We start from the raw sequence: 17,111 nt of genomic DNA on the forward strand, positions 1-17,111 counted from the left end.
GGTACTTGAATACGGCCTTCTACAGCAGAGGTTTTAACATGGATTCAAGCTTGCTCCGGCTGAGGCGACCCAAACGGGTATCCGTAATTTTTCCGCTACGGTCAATAACCACGGTAAAAGGTAGCGCCCCTTGGGGGTTTCCCGCCGCGCCGGCCAATCCCATGGCCCCCATGCCTCCCACCAGTACGGGATAATTGATACCGACCTCCTTACTGAAAGCGGCTACCTTTTCTTTCTGATCCACCGCAATGCCGACGAAAACCAGTTCTCGATCGCTGAATCGCTTCTGGAGTTCAATGAACTCGGGAATCTCCTCGCGGCACGGTTCGCACCAGGTTGCCCAGAAATTAACCACCATTACTTTACCACGCCACTGTGAAATAGGCTGGTTTATGCCCTGCAGGTCCGGCAGGCTCGCCGCGAAGATGGTGTCCGCCCCGGACTGCGGAGTAGTACGCGTTAACTGGCCGCGCAGCAATAAACCGGCAGCCACTGCAAGTATTGCGATCCCTATATATAACAGTATCTGCTGTGATTTCGTCATTGTGTTTGCCTAAAAGCGCTATTTTCAAACAGCTGTCAGCAGGGTCCCCCGGCGTCGGCCTGGCGCCGCCCATCCCGTACCGTGGGAGCTCTACAGATCCGTTTGCCTGAGATTCCTCTGAAAGCGGAGATGCGGCTCTAAGCGTTATCCTCGGGACGCTAAATCAGCACCGCATTGAGTATGGCGAGAAAACTTTCTTTGTCCTGATATCCAATAAGCCTGACACGGGGAACTTCATGTCCCTGACGGTCGAGGAACAGGATGCCGGGAGGACCAAACAGTTTGAAGCGTTTGAGCAATGCCGCATCATCGGGCGTTCCGGCAGTGACGTCAACCTGAAGCAACACCACGTCTTTCAGCCGCGATTGCACTTTTGGATCGGTAAATGTGAAGCGCTCCATTTCCTTGCATGAAATGCACCAGTCCGCGTAAAAATCCAGCATTACATATTTATTCCGCGACTGGGCGATATGCTGTTCAAGTTCGGCTATCGACTTCACCCGCTGGAACGGGAGATGCCCGGCCGCCTGACTTTCGCTTCCCGCTTCCCCCACGTTCATACTGGAAATATTTATTCTTGAGAGTGGTTGCAGAATGTCACGGCTGCCGGATAAAACACCTACCAGTAGCGCAACACCGGTTAGCAGCGCGATCATGCCCAGCCCCTTCAGAAATTTCCGGAACCCCGAGGCGCCAGGCCGCAACGGGTCAACGGCGTGTAAATAAATGGCTGAGACGATCAGCAGGGCCGACCAGAGAAGCATATGCACCACGGCCGGAATTACTGGCGATATCAACCATATCGCTACCCCGAGCAGCAATACGCCGAAAAATTGTTTGACCGACTCCATCCAGGGTCCTGCCTTGGGAAGAAGCGCGCCAGCGGAGGCGCCCAACAACAATAGCGGCACCCCCATACCCAAGGCCATGACGAATAAAGCGGAACCGCCAAGCACGACATCCCGCGTCTGGCTGATATAAAGCAGCGCCCCCGCTAGCGGGGCGGCGACACATGGCCCAACGATCAAAGCGGACAGCGCTCCCATGCCAAATACGCCAGTCAGATGCCCGCCTTTCAAGTGCCCCGCCTCCTCGGAAAGCTTGCTTTGAAGGAAGCCTGGCAATTGCAATTCATAGAAGCCGAACATGGAAAAGGCCAGCGTTATAAAGATCAGTGCAAATGCCCCAAGCACCCAGGCATTTTGCAATACCGCGGACAGCATCGCGCCGGAAAGTCCCGCCGCCACCCCTGCTGCAGCGTAAGTGATCGCCATGCCGCTGACATAGGCTAGCGATAGGGTGAATCCATGTAGCTTGGTAATGCGTTCCCCCCGATTGGCAATGATGCCCGACAGGATAGGAAACATGGGAAACACGCACGGTGTGAATGAAAGGAGCAGGCCGATGCCAAAGAAACCGGTCAAAATCATCCAGAAACTACCGCTCTCGAACATTCGATCTATTTTGCTGGATTCCGTCTCGATGGCGGGGCCAGGCGACTGGAATAGTTCGGCAGCGGCATCCGGCTTTGCTGCTGAAAAAGCAGTTGCCGCCGCCGCGTTATTGCTTACCGCATTGGCAACGGCTCCCGCGGCCGCTTTCGCTACCGGCAGCGTCAGTTCGATCACTTTATTGATCGGCGCGTAGCAAACGCCTATCGGCTCATTGCAGCCCTGATAGGTCGCAACGAGGGTCAACTTGTTCGTTGGCGATGCTGCCCGTTTCAAGGAAATCACCGCTTCAAACGGTTTATGAAAAACCTCGACCTGACCAAAAGTCAAATCGCTTTTTACCGCCCCTGCGGGTAACGAGATTTTCTCGATTAATGTTTCGGTATTTTGGGGCTTGAACGCAACCTTGTCCCGATAAAGATAATAGTCTTTCGCCGGCTCGAATTGAGCTACCAACGTATTCTCATCGCGCACTCTGACCGTCAGCTTGAAGGCCTGGTCCGGCGGCAGCAATTCCTGTTCGTTCTGATTAAAGCTTGCGCCAAGCTGCTGTAACTCAGAAAAGAAACCGGAAGATTTCCTCTCCTCCGCGAAGATATTTACGCTGGAAAAACAGAGAAATAGCAGAAAGTATCGGATCAGGTGCATGGGTAACCTGGCTTTATTCATTTTTTGTCTGAGGGCAACGTTTCATCGGCAATCCACTTCAAATAAGCCGGCCAGCCGTTGCTTATTGGGACAGCAATGATCTCCGGTAGTTCGTAGGGGTGAATCGACGTTATCAGCTGTTCCAAGCGGGAGTAATGCTTTGCCAGGGTTTTAATGAATACTGGCACCTCGCTGACGGTTTCGTTTTTTCCCTGCCAATGGTAGACAGAGACACAGTCAGCCAGCACATTAACGCAGGCCGCCAACCGCTCATCGATCAGCTTGTTGGCAAGGGCCATGGCCGTGGCTCTGTCGGGCAAGTTGGTAATAACGAGTATGGGGTCCATCGAAGTGGATCACATTATTTAGAATCCGCAGGCGAAATTTTACCCATTTTCCACAGTAATTGCTGCGCCCTTCGCCATACATTCGATCACGGTCGGGTAACGCAGATTTACGTGCAACTCACGCTTTATGCGGGAGTTGGCGAGCCGTCGCGACTCCTGCATGAACGACAACATGCCGGGCGATATACGCCCCTCGGCATCGGCGCGCGCGATACGGACCGGCCGTGGCAGGTTAAATCGGTCCGCAATCAAATCAAAATATTCACCCATTTTCAGGCTCGAGTCGTCACAGGCATGATAGATCCTGCCGGGTCGCGCGTGGCGCAAGGCGGCAAAAACAATGCCCGCAAGATCGTCAGCATGGATGTGGTTGGTATAGCTGTCCTCTTCCGGCAGCAGCGCCGGGGTACATTGGCGCAGGCGGGCAAGCGGCAAACGGTCGGACGCGTAAATTCCTGGTACACGCAGAATTGAAACGCTCACGCGATTGCGCAACCCCCACCTGCGCACCTGTTTCTCTGCATCGACGCGGCGCCATGCGCGGCCGGTTTGGGGATTGAGCACGCGGGTTTCATCCACCAAAGCACCATTACAATCTCCGTAGACTCCACTGGTACTGATGTAGATAAGCCGTTGTGGTAACATTGCTCCCTTCATCTTTGGCCGCTTTGTTAACGCGGCCAGGAGATTCATGGTGCGCGTATCGCGCTTGCCATGATCGGGTGGCGGCGCCAGATGCAGCACTGCATTGGCCACTCCTGCGAGCTTCCCGAGACTGCCAGGTACGTCGAGATCTCCGAATACGGGAGTAATGCCGCGCAAACGCAACAGAGTCCGGTTCTCCGGGCTTCGATACAAGCCCAGCAGCCGGTAGTGCGCCTGCAACAGAGGCGCCGCCCGTAAGGCTACGTCGCCGCAACCAATAATTAAAAGCGTTCGTTTCATGGTATTTATTTCATTTGCCGCCAGTTATTTCTTAATTTTGTTAATTCGTTCATAACCGGATGTCACATCAAATCACCATTAAGCCCAGCGGGCACGTCTTTTCCGCCGAACCCGGCGAAACTGTATTGCAAGCCGCGTTACGTGAAGGTTTTCCGCTTCCCTATGGTTGCCGTAATGGCGCTTGTGGTACTTGCAAGGGCAAAATCATACAGGGAACGGTCGATTTCGGCAGCCATAATGAAGAGACGCTGACGGAAATGGAAAAGAAAGCGGGCATGGCGTTGTTTTGCTGCGCTTTACCCCTATCGGAACTAGTCATTGAATGTCGTGAAATCGGGGAAATCAAGGATATTCATGTTAAAACTTTGCCATGCCGCGTCCATAAGCTGGAACGGGTCGCACCCAACGTAATGGTTATTTCCCTGAAGCTTCCCGCCAACGAACGATTGCAGTTTCTGGCTGGGCAATATATCGATGTTTTCATGAAAAATGGCAAGCGTCGAAGTTTCTCGCTGGCTAACGCGCCGCATGACGATGAATTGTTGCAACTGCATGTGCGCCACTATCTTGGCGGCACATTTGCCGAGCATGTGTTCACACGCATGAAGGAGAGGGATATTCTGCGCTTTGAGGGACCGCTCGGCACGTTTTTCCTGCGCGAAGACTCAGACAAACCGATTATATTCGTAGCCAGCGGCACTGGCTTTGCGCCGGTTAAAAGCATACTCGAGCATGCCTTTCACGTACGGGATCTGCGTGGCGGTGAACGGCAAATGGTGCTCTATTGGGGCAACCGCACTAAAACCGATCTATATCTTGCGGATCTGGTGGGAAGCTGGCAACAGAAGTACGATAATTTTACCTTTATCCCAGTGCTATCCGAGGCGTTGCCGGCGGATAATTGGAGCGGAAGGACCGGCCTGGTGCACCAAGCCGTGCTGGAAGACTTCAATGATCTCGCCGGATATCAGGTTTATGCCTGCGGCACGCCAGCGATGGTCGAAGCTGCGCATAGGGATTTCACTACATTGCGACGCCTGCCTGAAGATGAATTTTTCTCCGACGCGTTTACTGTTTCTCCCAGCGAGCCAAAATCGTAGACTCTTAACCTCCATCTCGGATGCAAGATGAGAACAGCCTGGGCCTTAAACTGGCAGAATTTGCCCTCACCACCCGCTGCCTCAATGCTTCAACCGGCTTCCAGCCGCTTTAATGCAAGTTCCAGTCCTTTGCTGTAGTGAGTCTTTGCCAGCTCGTGTCTGCCAATTTTCTCGTTTAACTGCGCCAACAAGAGATGGGAGGGATGGCCGGGTTCCAGCGACAAACTGGCTTCCAGATAGTTTTGTGCCTTGCCCCACAACTCCCCATGGATGCAGAGTTTGCCGAGGGCCAGCAGCAGGGAAGCATCGTTAGGGTGAAACTTGAGCCATGCTTCGGCACGTTCAATTTGCCTGACTGCATCATTCCCAAGACATTCCGCATACAGTTCCACCAATTCGGAATCCCATTGTCCGTCCAGGCTTTGCTCAATGATCTGATGTGCTGTTACACCGTCACCTACCGCCATGCAAGCACGGGCGGCGGCGGCAGCCAATTTGCTGTCTTTTTTGTCCGCCGAAGATATCGTTTGCCAATACCCCTTGAACGTCTGTGGAGTGGATATCTTGCTTTTGAGATTTTCCACATGAGCATTGCATCGTAATTGCCTTACCAGAGCCTTATCGAAGGCGTTACGTTGCTCCAGTTGTCCGAGCAGATCAAGTACCGCGTCCCAGTTTTCCAACTGATACTGCGCTTTCAATTCCAGCCGCAGTACGGCGGTATGCTGACGTGCTTCCGTGGCGCCAAGGGATTGCAATACCTTCAGCGCTTCTTCCGGCCGGCGTTCATCGAGCAACAGCTCGGCTTGTGTTACAAGACGTAGCGCTATTTCTTTCGGCGCGTCATTTTCCGCGATGGCAATAAACGCATCGCGTTGAGAATACTTTCTCAGTTCGTGCGCCGAGCGGGCAGCGATGACGGCATTAATCGCGCTGACCGCGGAAGACTCTCTCAATTTCAGGGCGGCAGCGGAAGCTTTCTCGGCCTTGGCGTAACGACCTTCGAAGAATGCCTTAAGTCCGTCCAGCATCATCCTTCGCGCCCTTTGGCGGCGGCGGCGCAGGCGGAATTCGCTTACTTCCGTTGGCAATCGCAGGGTGATGACCGCGAGCCGCACCACAAAGTAGGCGATAAAAAATGCCACTACCAGCAGCACCGCCAGCAAGTTAAGTGATAGCTCGACGCGATAAGGATGCGCCACCACCAGCACATAACCGTTGTTGTATCTCGCCGCAAGCGTCACCGCCACTGCAACCGCAAACAGCGCCAACAGCCAGAACGCTCCTTTCATGTTAAACCCGGCAGATGGGACGTACTCATCATGAAGATGAAACTTGATTGAGGTAGAGAATCATTGCAAGTCATCGTGCGACCCTGAAAATAAGCGTCGACCCGCCGGACGCGAGTGTCATCGATTTCCCCGGTCGTGGGCCAGACGGTAATTGCGTACCGCGTCGAGACTGGCGGAAATACGAGGCAATTCAACGCCAATTTCGCTGTCTTGCAACTGATGCAATGCTTCAAGCATATTAGCGACAGACTCTGATCCGGTGTCATAATACCGGTTGATCCAATCCATGGATGCATTGATATCAGCCTTGAAGCTGGGTCCGTCGCGGGCATGTAGCGCATGCCGGGCCGATAGCAGGCGCAACTTTAAGTTCTCACGCAGAAAATACGCCTGTGAGGGTGATAACAGGGCGACATCCGGCTTGTCCATGTTCTGGATACGTACCAACCGCTTCACATCCTCCCAAGCCTCTCGTGCGAATTTGAGCCATACATTTTCTGTCGCTGAAATTTGACTCGGAGAAGGGCGGGTTTCCGGAGGACGGAATTCCATCGCCAACGGTAACCTATCGACAGCGGCTGCGAGACTATCCAGGCGCATGCTGATTCCCACCGTATCGACATATGGCGCAGCTTTCAGGATGTCCATATCCTTTGCCAGGATTTTACGTAATGGCGACAATTGCGGGCGATCGATACGCTGTAATCGCGCATCGGCCTCTTGCATCGCTATCAGGGCAGCCTTGACATTACTTGCCAGCTGTAGCTGTTGATTGGCAATAAGCAGCAGTTGCTCCACTTCTTCCAATGTTGCTTCATCCCTGTTTCGCGTAAGCTCCTGGTAGAGCGCCTCCAACGCCAATTGCTGGCTCTGGGATTCAGCCAGCTTGGCTTCGAGCAGGCTGAGTTTTGTTTCTGTCCGGCGACCTGCCTCGGTAGCCTCGGTTGAAAGGTTGCGTGATTCTTTACCCGCTGCATCCGCCTCGGCCAGCCGTTTAGCCAATTCATGTTGCAAGCCTGCAATCTGATTACGGGTGTCGTACCACTGCCACGCTATAATGAGTGAAAAGATGAGGGTAGAAATTATGACAAAAATTAAAACAGGACTGATGCGCTGATGCAATTTCGGGCGCGGCTCGGGGCGTAATCCTCCCGGTTGATCGGTATCGACATGTTGAATGTCCGCACTCATGGTTTCCCTGAAACGCAGTCCTCGCTGGTCTCCGGCTGGAAATAACTGAACAGGCCTTGCAGCAAGCCTTCATCCCCAGCAGGGGTAAGAATCACGTGAGTAAGTCCGAGTTCCGTTGCGGTTTGCGCGATGCGCGCATGGGAGACGAACAACGGAGTTGTCTTGAGCCATGCTTGCCCCGACTTGCCAACCATATCGAATAAATTGCGCAGCCCTTCACTGCTGGTTATGGTAATTGCGCTCATCTCGTTGTTTGCCCAGGCTCTCAGTAGCGGCGCCGTATCGGTATTCGGTTTGACACGACGGTAACACTCCGCATATTCGAGCACGGCACCCCGTTTCAGCAACTCATCTCCCAGCAATTCACGCCCGCTGTCGCCACGAAAAACCACCACGCGCTTGCCCCCGACCTGCTGCAAGTCGTCCATGTCCAGCAATGCCTCGCTGTCGAATCGCAGAGCTGGCGCAATCACCTCGTCGACGCCTAAATTCCTCAGCTCCCTGGCGGTACCCTGGCCAACGGCTGCGACTTTCAGCTTCCGCGGCCATGGTCGTTTTGTACGTATCAGGCTCATGGCCTTGTTCACCGCGTTGGGACTGATAAAAATTGCCAGATCGAATTCATCGAGCCTCGCCACGATAGTCAGCAACGAGCCCTGATCCTTTGTGTCCAGGATTTCCAATACCGGAAACAAAAATGGAATTCCGCCCGCTGCACGAACTTTGCCAGCAAGGCTGCCCGCCTGGTGCGCCGGCCGCGTAATCAGTATATGGGTCCCGGCCAGAGGTTTCGTCACGGATGACTTATGGATGCGGCCGGCATTGATTCCAGCGCTGCCAGAATTGCCCCCGCGCCCTGCATTCTTAAATTTCGTGCCAACTGTGCGCCCATAACCGTTCCCGTTCCGGGCTCGCCACTCAGTTCATCACTTATCATGCGCGTTCCATCGGGGCTGGCGACAAACCCGCGCAGTCGCAGCACCTCTCCGGTAATTTCCGCGAAACCACCCAGAGGTACCTGACAGCTTCCACCCAGCGCTCGACTCATGGCGCGTTCAGCCTCCACACACTGAGCGGTTTCACGATGATGCAATGGTTGCATAAGTTTTACCAAATCTGACCGGTCGGCTCGGCATTCGATTCCCAACGCTCCCTGTCCCACCGCCGGCAAACTCAGCTCCGGACTCAGCAGTGCGGTAATACGATCCGCCAGTCCCAGCCGCTTTAATCCCGCAGCTGCCAGAATAATCGCCGCAAACTGTCCTTCATCCAGCTTGCGCAAACGGGTCTGCACGTTGCCACGCAGCGGCTGCACCTGTAAATGCGGAAAGCGGGCACGCAACTGGCTTTCGCGCCGCAAGCTGGAGGTCCCCACCACGCTGCCGGCAGGAAGCGCCTTGAGCTCGGCATATTGATTGGAAACAAAAGCGTCGCGGGGATCTTCACGTTCGACTATGGCCGCCAGTGCGAACCCCTCCGGCATATTCATCGGCACGTCCTTCATCGAATGCACCGCGATATCCGCGCTTCCATCCTCCAGCGCCTGCTCCAGCTCCTTAACAAACAGTCCCTTGCCGCCAATTTTGGAGAGCGACGTGTCGAGGATCTGATCGCCGCGCGTCGTCATACCAAATATGCTGAGTTCGGTTTGCGGGTATAATTCCGACAGCCGTTCCCGAATGAAGTTTGCCTGCCACAAGGCAAGCGCGCTTTCCCGTGTAGCAATAACAATTTTTGCGGGCATGGATGAATTAAGCATTATTATTACAATGACAATGAGAAAATTACGGAATTACCGTTGATGTTTATTTTAGCATGCCAGGCGCCCAACTGGATTGAAGTGCACGAGGCATCGGATCGCCGGTGCATTGCAAAAAAGGTTGCGTTATGAGCTCCCTCGCTTCCCGGAATGAAAGTTTCGACAAAAATAATACTGACCATAAAGACAGACCGGTGAAGGATGATCCTTTACGGGAGGACATCCGCCTGCTGGGGCGCCTGCTGGGCGATACTTTGCGCGAGCAGGAAGGGGACTCCACTTTCGAGCTGGTTGAAAACATTCGTCAAACCGCAATTCGCTTTCGGCGCGAGCAGGATCCAAAGGCGCGCCACGAACTTGATATGATCCTCAATCAATTGAGCAACAAGGCAACTGTTGCGGTGGTGCGCGCATTCAGCCATTTTTCGCAACTTTCCAACATTGCCGAGGATATGCATCACAATCGCCGTCGCCGCACCCATCTCCGGGCAGGGTCGTCACCCCAAGCGGGTAGCGTGGCGCTGGCGCTGGATCGGGTTCTGTCCAGCGGAACCGATGGCGCAGCATTAACCAGATTTTTCGCTAAAGCGGTCGTTTCACCGGTATTGACCGCTCATCCAACCGAAGTGCAGCGCAGAAGCATTCTCGATTGCCAGTTGACCATTGCACACCTGTTGAATGAGCGTGATCGCATGCAGCTGACGCCCGAGGAGTTACGCAACAACGAGGAGGGATTGCGCTGTGCCATCCAGATACTGTGGCAGACGCGCATGCTGCGTCCCGAGCGCCTGTCTGTTTATGACGAGATCAAAAACGGCCTGGCGTATTACCGTTATACTTTTCTTACCGAGGTGCCCCGCCTTTATGCGGAAATTGAAGATTTTCTTGAACGCCGCATGGGAGCGCGCGCACCGCTTATTCCCCCATTTCTACGCATTGGCAGCTGGATAGGTAGCGACCGCGACGGCAATCCCTTCGTTACCCATGAGGTAATGCTGCACGCGGCCGAGCGCCAATCGGCGCTGGCGCTGGATTATTACATGGGTGAAGTACACCAGATAGGCCGCAGGCTAAGTTTGACGGAGCGCCTGGTAGAAGTGGATGACGAATTGGCGGAATTGGCCGAGGCTTCCCCCGATCGCGCCCCCAGTCGTGCGGATGAGCCTTACCGGCGTGCACTGATTGGTATTTATGCGCGCCTTGCCGCTACCAGCCAGGGGCTCGGTCACGTGATCAGACAACGGCGTCCGGTCGGCCTTGCCGCGCCTTATGCGGAAAGCATGGAATTTGTGCATGATCTCGATATCGTCATCCGCTCGCTTAAGCATCACAAATCGGATTTACTGGCACGCGGGGAGCTACGCCACTTGCGACGCGCGGGGGAAGTATTCGGCTTTCATCTCGCCCCGCTGGATATGCGCCAGCACAGCAATGTCCATGAACGGGTCGTCACGGAATTGTTCGAGTATGGCGCACATCGAAAGGGGTATGCCGCACTGACCGAAGTGGAGCGCTTGGAGTGGCTGCTGACCGAGATTAGCAGCCCGCGTCCCCTGCGCTCGCCTTATCTGGATTATTCCGAGCTCGTCCAGAGCGAACTGTGCATTTTACAGGCAGCGGCGGAAATTCAGCGGCGCTTTGGGCGTGCTGCGCTGCCAAATTACATCATTTCCAAAACCGATGGCGTTTCCGACATGCTGGAGGTTGCACTGTTGCTGAAGGAAGTCGGGCTGTTGCAAGCGGGAGAAATGCCGCGTCTGCACGTCAACATCATCCCATTGTTCGAGACCATCGCAGACTTGCGCGGCTGCGGTCCCGTTATGGATGCGCTGTTCTCGCTGCCATATTATCGCAAGCTGCTGGATTCACGCGGCAATGTTCAGGAAGTAATGCTGGGTTATTCGGATAGCAACAAGGACGGCGGCTTTCTTGCCGCCAACTGGGAACTCTACAAGGCGGAAACCGAACTGACGAAAATATTCGCCAAGCATAAAGTCGACTTGCGCCTGTTTCATGGACGCGGCGGAACGGTTGGACGAGGTGGCGGTCCGAGCTACCAGGCGATACTGGCTCAGCCTCCCGCTAGTGTTAACGGTCAGATACGTATTACCGAGCAGGGCGAAGTCATCGGCAGTAAATACGCCGACCCGGAGATTGGGCGGCGTAATCTGGAAACGCTGGTCGCCGCCACGGTCGAGGCGACGTTGTTGAGCCGCGATCCCCTGGGTGAACGCGCCGTCGACTATTATCAAGTTATGGAAGTGCTGGCACGCGATGCGCTCGCATCCTATCGCAATCTCGTATACGAAACCCCGGGGTTTAAACGCTATTTTCAGGAGTCCACCCCGATAAGGGAAATTGCCGGACTTAATATTGGCAGCCGGCCGCCGTCGCGCCAGCAATCCGACCTGATAGAGGATTTACGCGCCATTCCCTGGGTATTCAGCTGGGGGGTTAATCGCGCCATGATTCCAGGCTGGTACGGTTTCGGCACCGCGGTAGAAGCGTTTGTCGAGCGCGAAGGCCAAGGCGAAAAGGGATTGGGATTTCTGCAGGAAATGCACCGCACTTGGCCATTCATGCAAACGCTGCTGTCCAATATGGACATGGTGCTGGCAAAAACCGATATGGGTATCGCGTCGCGCTACGCTGAACTCGTTAGCGATGTTGATTTACGTGAGAAAATTTTCGGGCGCATCCAGGCGGAATGGGATTGCAGCGTAAAATGGTTATTCGCGGTGACAGGCCGCACGGAATTGCTGCAGGACAATCCTACGCTTGCTCGCAGCATTCGTAACCGCACCCCTTATATCGATCCGCTCAATCATTTGCAAGTCGAGCTGCTGCGCCGCTATCGCTCCGGCGATGCCGCCGACGCGGTAAAGCGCGCGATACAGCTCACCATTAATGGCGTAGCGGCGGGACTGAGAAACAGCGGATGAACATTTCGTGGTTCACCGGCTTTTGGCATGGTTGACGGGAACAACAACAATAATATTCCCGGGATGATCCGGCCGCGGCACTTTCGGTACGATTGTGGTTAAAAAACTGTATATTAAAACTTTCGGCTGCCAGATGAACGAGTATGACTCGGATAAAATGGCGGATGTGCTTCATGCCGCGCACGGCATGGAGAAAACCGATAATCCCGCCGAGGCGGACGTCATTCTGTTCAACACCTGCTCCGTACGAGAGAAGGCTCAGGAAAAAGTATTTCACGATCTGGGTCGCGTCAGACACTTGAAAAAGTCCAACCCCAATCTGCTGATTGGCGTGGGCGGGTGTGTTGCCAGCCAGGAAGGCGTGGAAATTGTGAAGCGGGCACCCTACGTGGATCTGGTATTTGGTCCGCAGACGCTGCACCGGTTACCGCAGCTGATTTCAGCACGTCGGGGTACCGGTCGATCGCAGGTGGATATCTCCTTTCCTGAAATCGAGAAATTCGACCACCTGCCGCTCGCACGCACCGAAGGTGTGACTGCATTCGTTTCCATCATGGAAGGGTGCAGCAAATATTGCAGTTTTTGCGTCGTGCCCTATACACGCGGCGAGGAAATCTCGCGTCCGTTGAGCGACGTGTTGGTGGAAGTCGCAGAACTGGCGAGCCAGGGAATCAAGGAAGTGACGTTGCTGGGGCAGAACGTCAATGCTTATCGCGGCGCGATGGAGCATGGAGAAGAAGGTGAAATCGCGGATTTGGCGCTGCTGCTCGAATATATCAGTGAAATTCCCGGCATCGAGCGCATCCGCTACACGACCTCTCATCCCCGGGAGGTCACCGCACGGCTGATCGAAGCTTACATAAAATTGCCGAAGCTGGTAAGTCATTTGCATTTGCCGGTTCAGTCGGGCTCGGACCGGATATTGGTAGCCATGAAGCGGGGTTATACCTCGCTGGAATACAAATCCATTATCCGCAGGCTGCGAGCCGCTCGCCCCGATATTTCACTGACGTCCGATTTCATCATCGGTTTCCCCGGTGAAACCGAAACCGATTTCGAGGCTACTATGAAACTGATTGAGGTGGTACATTTCGATGATTCCTTCAGCTTCATTTATAGCCCACGCCCTGGTACGCCCGCCGCGGGACTGCTCGACGATACTCCCCATAAAATCAAGCTGGAGCGGTTGCAGCGCTTGCAGGAGAAAATCAATCAGCAGGCGCAGGCGATCAGTCAATGCATGATCGGGTCGATGCAGCGTATCCTGGTGGAGGGCGTATCCAAAAGAAATGCCGGCGAACTTTGCGGGCGTACCGACAACAATCGCATGGTGAATTTCGTCGGTAATCCAGCACAAATCGGCTATTTCATTGACGTTAAAATCACCGCCGCGCTGTCACATTCATTGCGCGGTGAAATCGTGGCTGACGAACGCCGGGCAATTTCCGGATCAGTTCCACGCAATATGCCTTGCTGACAAGTCCGGGGGCAAATTCCAAGGCTCCCCGTCTTCATTTCTTGCAAAGTGTCCCTGTCGCTGCGAGAATTAAGCCCTTACAGCTGCTTGCCGCGCCTTTGTGCGCGGTTTTGGATACATGGCGTGACACAATGAGGTGGAATTGTTTTCTGTCAAAGGCGTTGCGAAAAACACAGCCATGCAACGCAAACCGTGCAATCCGTCCTGCCGAGAACTTGCCATAGGTAAAGAGCAAGTATCGGAAGAACTATTTGTAAATCAGATCGTTAAAGGAAAATGAGCAATCCACTGCCGGATTTAGGTTGAAACCACAGCCTGTCGAGATTTCATTTTCTCCAGTCGATAATCAGCGTCTTGCCAATCTATGCGGGGCACTGGACGAGAACCTCAAGCAGATCGAAACCGTGCTTGATGTCACCATCGCACGGCGAGGAGAACATTTCAGCTTACGCGGTAAGTCGGCCCAAACCTTACTGGCTGCAGAAGCACTGCGAAATTTTTATAGCCAGGCACAACATCATCTGAGTATCGAGCAGATTCAACTGGGCTTGATCGAGGTGATGAACCCCTCGCATGCGAGAAAACATGCTGCTGACGGTCCTTCGGAAACGACAGCGCCAGTGCTAATTACCCGGCGCGGCGATTTACGTGGCCGCACACCTCGTCAAGCACAGTATCTGCAACAAATCCAGAAACACGACATCACGTTTTCCATCGGCCCGGCAGGAACCGGGAAAACATATCTTGCTGTGGCAAGCGCGGTAGATGCGCTTGAACGCGACATGGTAGCCCGCATCGTGCTGGTGCGACCGGCAGTGGAAGCCGGCGAGCGTCTTGGTTTTCTACCCGGTGATATCGTCCAGAAGGTGGATCCTTATTTGCGCCCATTGTACGACGCACTATATGACCTGATGGGGTTTGATAAAACCAGCAAGCAGTTTGAACGCAGCGCAATTGAAATTGCGCCGTTGGCTTTCATGCGCGGCCGAACGCTGAACCAATCTTTTATCATCCTTGACGAAGCGCAAAATACGACACCCGAACAAATGAAAATGTTCCTGACTCGAATCGGCTTCGGCTCCAAGGCGGTGGTAACAGGTGATGTGACGCAAATTGATCTGGCCAAGCACCAGAAAAGTGGCCTGGTAGAGGCTCAACAGATTCTGGGAAAAGTACGCGGCATTGCTTTCACGCATTTTGGCGCTGAAGATGTCGTGCGGCATCCGCTGGTACAAAGAATTGTCAACGCTTACCAAAAGTATGAAAAAAAGGGATAGCGTTTCCGGGTTTTCCGAAAGAGCTATCCGTAAGGAAGCGAAATTGAAATTGGCAACACAATATGCGGGTCATGCCGGGAATACCCCCACTCGGCCTCAATTTCGCAAATGGGTCGAAGCAGCGCTGATGCAGGACGCGGAGATTGGGTTGCGTATTGTGGATGAAGCCGAAGGCCGCCGCCTCAACCGTGATTTTCGCGGAAGAGATTACGCCACCAACGTGCTGACTTTCGTTTACAGCAGTGCTCGGCCTCTGTCTGGCGATATCGTGCTGTGCGCACCGGTGGTGGAAGAGGAAGCGAGACAGCAGCATAAGAATCTGGCAGCGCACTATGCACATCTCACCGTGCATGGCGCCTTGCACCTTCAGGGTTACGATCACGAAGATGACGCCGCCGCAGCGGCTATGGAACAACTGGAGACCGAAATCGTGATGAAACTGGGGCACGATGATCCTTACAAGGAATACCGGCCGGGTATCGAAGAATCCTGATTCCGGCCCGAGTGGCTCGCTATCATGGCGCCCCCGGCTAACTGACTTCTTACCTACGAACTGGCACATCAATATGGATGATCCTCCCAAACCTAGCTGGCTCGAACGCGTCGGTGCCTTGGTCCTGCGCGAGCCGGGAGACCGTGAGCAGCTGATTGCACTGCTGCATTCCGCGTTTGAGCGCAATTTGTTCGATTCCGATGCGCTGAGCATGATCGAAGGAGTAATCCAGGTATCCGAAATGCAGGCCCGCGATATCATGGTCCCCCGTTCGCAGATGGATGTGATCGACATCGGTGAACCGCCGGACAAGTTCATCCCGATGATTATCGAAACTGCACACTCGCGCTTTCCAGTCACCGAAAACGATAAAAATAACGTGATCGGCATCCTGCTGGCAAAAGATTTACTGCGCTACTACGCCGGAGAGGAGGAGTTCAACGTGCGCGAGATGCTGCGACCGGTGGTATTTATTCCCGAATCGAAGCGGCTCAACGTATTACTTAAGGATTTTCGCAGCAACCGTAATCATATCGCTATTGTGGTGGATGAATACGGCGGCGTGGCGGGACTGGTGACCATTGAAGACGTGCTGGAACAAATCGTCGGTGAAATCGAGGATGAGCACGACTTCGACGAGATAGAAGACAACATCATGCAGGATCCGAATGGCCATTACCGCGTCAAGGCGGTCACCGAGATTGAGGATTTTAATGCGAGGCTTGGAGCGGAGTTAAGTAACGAGGATTACGATACCATCGGTGGTCTGGTGCTTAACAAATTCGGACGGCTACCCAAGCGTGGCGAGTCGGTCGTCGTCGGCAACTTCAAATTCACGGTGCTGCGCGCCGACAGTCGCAGGTTGTATACGCTGCTGGTTGAAACAAGCAGGGGTGGCGTTTGAGCAGGAGTACATCCTGGACACGGTGGAAAATGCTTACCGCCATGAGCATCCTCTACATGCTGGAAGCGCATCGCGTGGTCTCCGAGAAATCAATTGGACTGGTGAGGCAGCCCCGGCTGTGAACGAGGTGTATTTCCACCAATACCGGGATCAGGAAGCGTTGTCCGATCCGCCAGTAGTAGAAGTGCTGATTGAGGTTCCGCGAGGCAGCTTTCTTAAACGCGGATCTACCGGTGAAGTCGATTTCGTCTCACCTCTGCCCTGTCCATTCAACTACGGCTCGGTACCGGACTATCTTGGCCTTGAAGGTGATCTGCTGGATGCTCTGGTACTCGGCCCGCGCTTGCCGTTCGGCACGCGGATAAGAGTCAAGGCGTGGGGAGCCGTAACGCTGACAGACCGCGGCATGAGCGATGACAAGCTTGTCTGCAGCGATCATTCCCCGAGCCCGTTGGAACGGCAAAAGGTACTGCAATTCTTCCATTTCTACGCGAAGTGCAAAGGGATGCTGAATATCTGGCGATGCCGTCCCGGACGCAACGCGTGCGAGGGCTGGTGTGAAGCAATTCAGGCGCTCGCTCGTGCACGGCGGCGAGATGCCAGCTGGCAGGGCCCCCCGCTTGGCTTCTGATAGACGTTGTCCCCTCACGGTCGACTCGGCAGGTTATCCTGCGGAATCCGGAGGGCGAATTTTTTGCCAACGCTTATCAGGCATGTCAGAATTGCGCCCCTGTTAATTAT

Annotated in this window: 15 protein-coding genes; 7 read left to right on the forward strand and 8 right to left on the reverse strand. The window is 54.3% G+C overall.

The genetic code is table 11. The features are described 5' to 3' along the window. Positions 1 to 19: 19 nt before the first annotated feature. From BLP45_RS11285 to BLP45_RS11300, 4 genes are all read right to left on the reverse strand, one after another. Positions 20 to 544: a TlpA family protein disulfide reductase gene (locus tag BLP45_RS11285; RefSeq protein ID WP_090372585.1), complete on the reverse strand. Its 525-nt coding sequence runs from the start codon at positions 542 to 544 to the stop codon at positions 20 to 22. 158 nt (positions 545 to 702) lie between these two features. Then, complete coding sequence (dsbD, locus tag BLP45_RS11290) at positions 703 to 2,664, reverse strand: protein-disulfide reductase DsbD (protein ID WP_256327797.1); 1,962 nt, start codon at positions 2,662 to 2,664, stop codon at positions 703 to 705. Further along, positions 2,661 to 2,990, reverse strand: coding sequence for a divalent-cation tolerance protein CutA (cutA, locus tag BLP45_RS11295; protein ID WP_090372586.1), 330 nt, complete (start codon positions 2,988 to 2,990; stop codon positions 2,661 to 2,663). The genes dsbD and cutA overlap by 4 nt, the downstream gene beginning before the upstream one ends. Before the next feature lie 39 nt (positions 2,991 to 3,029). Beyond that, complete coding sequence (locus BLP45_RS11300) at positions 3,030 to 3,935, reverse strand: SDR family oxidoreductase (protein WP_090372587.1); 906 nt, start codon at positions 3,933 to 3,935, stop codon at positions 3,030 to 3,032. Between the two features lie 59 nt (positions 3,936 to 3,994). Here BLP45_RS11300 and BLP45_RS11305 point away from each other — a divergent pair, with 59 nt between their 5' ends. Next, positions 3,995 to 5,035 (forward strand): CDP-6-deoxy-delta-3,4-glucoseen reductase, encoded by a 1,041-nt coding sequence (locus BLP45_RS11305; protein WP_090372588.1) that lies wholly within the window; start codon positions 3,995 to 3,997, stop codon positions 5,033 to 5,035. An 89-nt stretch (positions 5,036 to 5,124) separates the two neighbouring features. On the opposite strand, the gene BLP45_RS11310 is transcribed toward BLP45_RS11305, so the two are convergent. The 4 genes from BLP45_RS11310 to hemC all read right to left on the reverse strand — a co-directional run bounded on the left by BLP45_RS11310 (position 5,125) and on the right by hemC (position 9,277). Continuing rightward, on the reverse strand, positions 5,125 to 6,327 hold the full coding sequence (locus BLP45_RS11310) for a heme biosynthesis HemY N-terminal domain-containing protein (RefSeq protein WP_090372589.1): 1,203 nt from the start codon (positions 6,325 to 6,327) through the stop codon (positions 5,125 to 5,127). Between the two features lie 117 nt (positions 6,328 to 6,444). After that, on the reverse strand, positions 6,445 to 7,518 hold the full coding sequence (locus BLP45_RS11315; protein ID WP_256327798.1) for a uroporphyrinogen-III C-methyltransferase: 1,074 nt from the start codon (positions 7,516 to 7,518) through the stop codon (positions 6,445 to 6,447). After that, a complete protein-coding gene (locus BLP45_RS11320) occupies positions 7,515 to 8,315 on the reverse strand; it encodes a uroporphyrinogen-III synthase (protein WP_090372591.1) in 801 nt (266 codons plus the stop codon). The genes BLP45_RS11315 and BLP45_RS11320 overlap by 4 nt, the downstream gene beginning before the upstream one ends. Next, positions 8,312 to 9,277, reverse strand: a complete 966-nt coding sequence (gene hemC / locus BLP45_RS11325; RefSeq protein ID WP_090372592.1) for a hydroxymethylbilane synthase — start codon at positions 9,275 to 9,277, stop codon at positions 8,312 to 8,314. Before hemC ends, BLP45_RS11320 begins: the two co-directional genes overlap by 4 nt. 128 nt (positions 9,278 to 9,405) lie before the next feature. Here hemC and ppc point away from each other — a divergent pair, with 128 nt between their 5' ends. The 6 genes from ppc to BLP45_RS11355 all read left to right on the forward strand — a co-directional run bounded on the left by ppc (position 9,406) and on the right by BLP45_RS11355 (position 17,001). Next, entirely contained in the window at positions 9,406 to 12,219 is a 2,814-nt protein-coding gene (gene ppc / locus BLP45_RS11330; RefSeq protein WP_090372593.1) for a phosphoenolpyruvate carboxylase, read from the forward strand. 94 nt (positions 12,220 to 12,313) lie between these two features. Beyond that, positions 12,314 to 13,696, forward strand: a complete 1,383-nt coding sequence (gene miaB / locus BLP45_RS11335) for a tRNA (N6-isopentenyl adenosine(37)-C2)-methylthiotransferase MiaB (protein WP_090372594.1) — start codon at positions 12,314 to 12,316, stop codon at positions 13,694 to 13,696. Between the two features lie 302 nt (positions 13,697 to 13,998). Beyond that, positions 13,999 to 14,973, forward strand: a complete 975-nt coding sequence (locus BLP45_RS11340) for a PhoH family protein (protein WP_090372595.1) — start codon at positions 13,999 to 14,001, stop codon at positions 14,971 to 14,973. Continuing rightward, positions 14,957 to 15,466 (forward strand): rRNA maturation RNase YbeY, encoded by a 510-nt coding sequence (ybeY, locus tag BLP45_RS11345; protein WP_090372596.1) that lies wholly within the window; start codon positions 14,957 to 14,959, stop codon positions 15,464 to 15,466. Before BLP45_RS11340 ends, ybeY begins: the two co-directional genes overlap by 17 nt. A 73-nt stretch (positions 15,467 to 15,539) precedes the next feature. Next, positions 15,540 to 16,370 carry an HlyC/CorC family transporter gene (locus tag BLP45_RS11350; protein ID WP_090372597.1) on the forward strand — a complete coding sequence of 277 codons (831 nt, stop codon included), beginning with the start codon at positions 15,540 to 15,542 and terminating at the stop codon, positions 16,368 to 16,370. Continuing rightward, entirely contained in the window at positions 16,345 to 17,001 is a 657-nt protein-coding gene (locus BLP45_RS11355; protein WP_218117991.1) for an inorganic diphosphatase, read from the forward strand. The genes BLP45_RS11350 and BLP45_RS11355 overlap by 26 nt, the downstream gene beginning before the upstream one ends. The last annotated feature ends 110 nt before the right edge of the window (positions 17,002 to 17,111 follow it).

This window comes from Nitrosospira sp. Nl5 (genome assembly GCF_900102495.1).
In the GTDB taxonomy this organism is placed as follows: domain Bacteria; phylum Pseudomonadota; class Gammaproteobacteria; order Burkholderiales; family Nitrosomonadaceae; genus Nitrosospira.

Coding starts and splice junctions, on each gene's coding strand:
- BLP45_RS11300 (WP_090372587.1), bottom strand. CDS start 3,935: ATGAAACGAACGCTTTTAATTATTGGTTGCGGCGACGTAGCCTTACGG.
- ybeY (WP_090372596.1), top strand. CDS start 14,957: ATGAAAAAAAGGGATAGCGTTTCCGGGTTTTCCGAAAGAGCTATCCGT.
- BLP45_RS11350 (WP_090372597.1), top strand. CDS start 15,540: ATGGATGATCCTCCCAAACCTAGCTGGCTCGAACGCGTCGGTGCCTTG.
- cutA (WP_090372586.1), bottom strand. CDS start 2,990: ATGGACCCCATACTCGTTATTACCAACTTGCCCGACAGAGCCACGGCC.
- BLP45_RS11315 (WP_256327798.1), bottom strand. CDS start 7,518: ATGAGTGCGGACATTCAACATGTCGATACCGATCAACCGGGAGGATTA.
- BLP45_RS11305 (WP_090372588.1), top strand. CDS start 3,995: ATGTCACATCAAATCACCATTAAGCCCAGCGGGCACGTCTTTTCCGCC.
- hemC (WP_090372592.1), bottom strand. CDS start 9,277: ATGCTTAATTCATCCATGCCCGCAAAAATTGTTATTGCTACACGGGAA.
- ppc (WP_090372593.1), top strand. CDS start 9,406: ATGAGCTCCCTCGCTTCCCGGAATGAAAGTTTCGACAAAAATAATACT.
- BLP45_RS11310 (WP_090372589.1), bottom strand. CDS start 6,327: ATGAAAGGAGCGTTCTGGCTGTTGGCGCTGTTTGCGGTTGCAGTGGCG.
- dsbD (WP_256327797.1), bottom strand. CDS start 2,664: ATGAATAAAGCCAGGTTACCCATGCACCTGATCCGATACTTTCTGCTA.
- BLP45_RS11285 (WP_090372585.1), bottom strand. CDS start 544: ATGACGAAATCACAGCAGATACTGTTATATATAGGGATCGCAATACTT.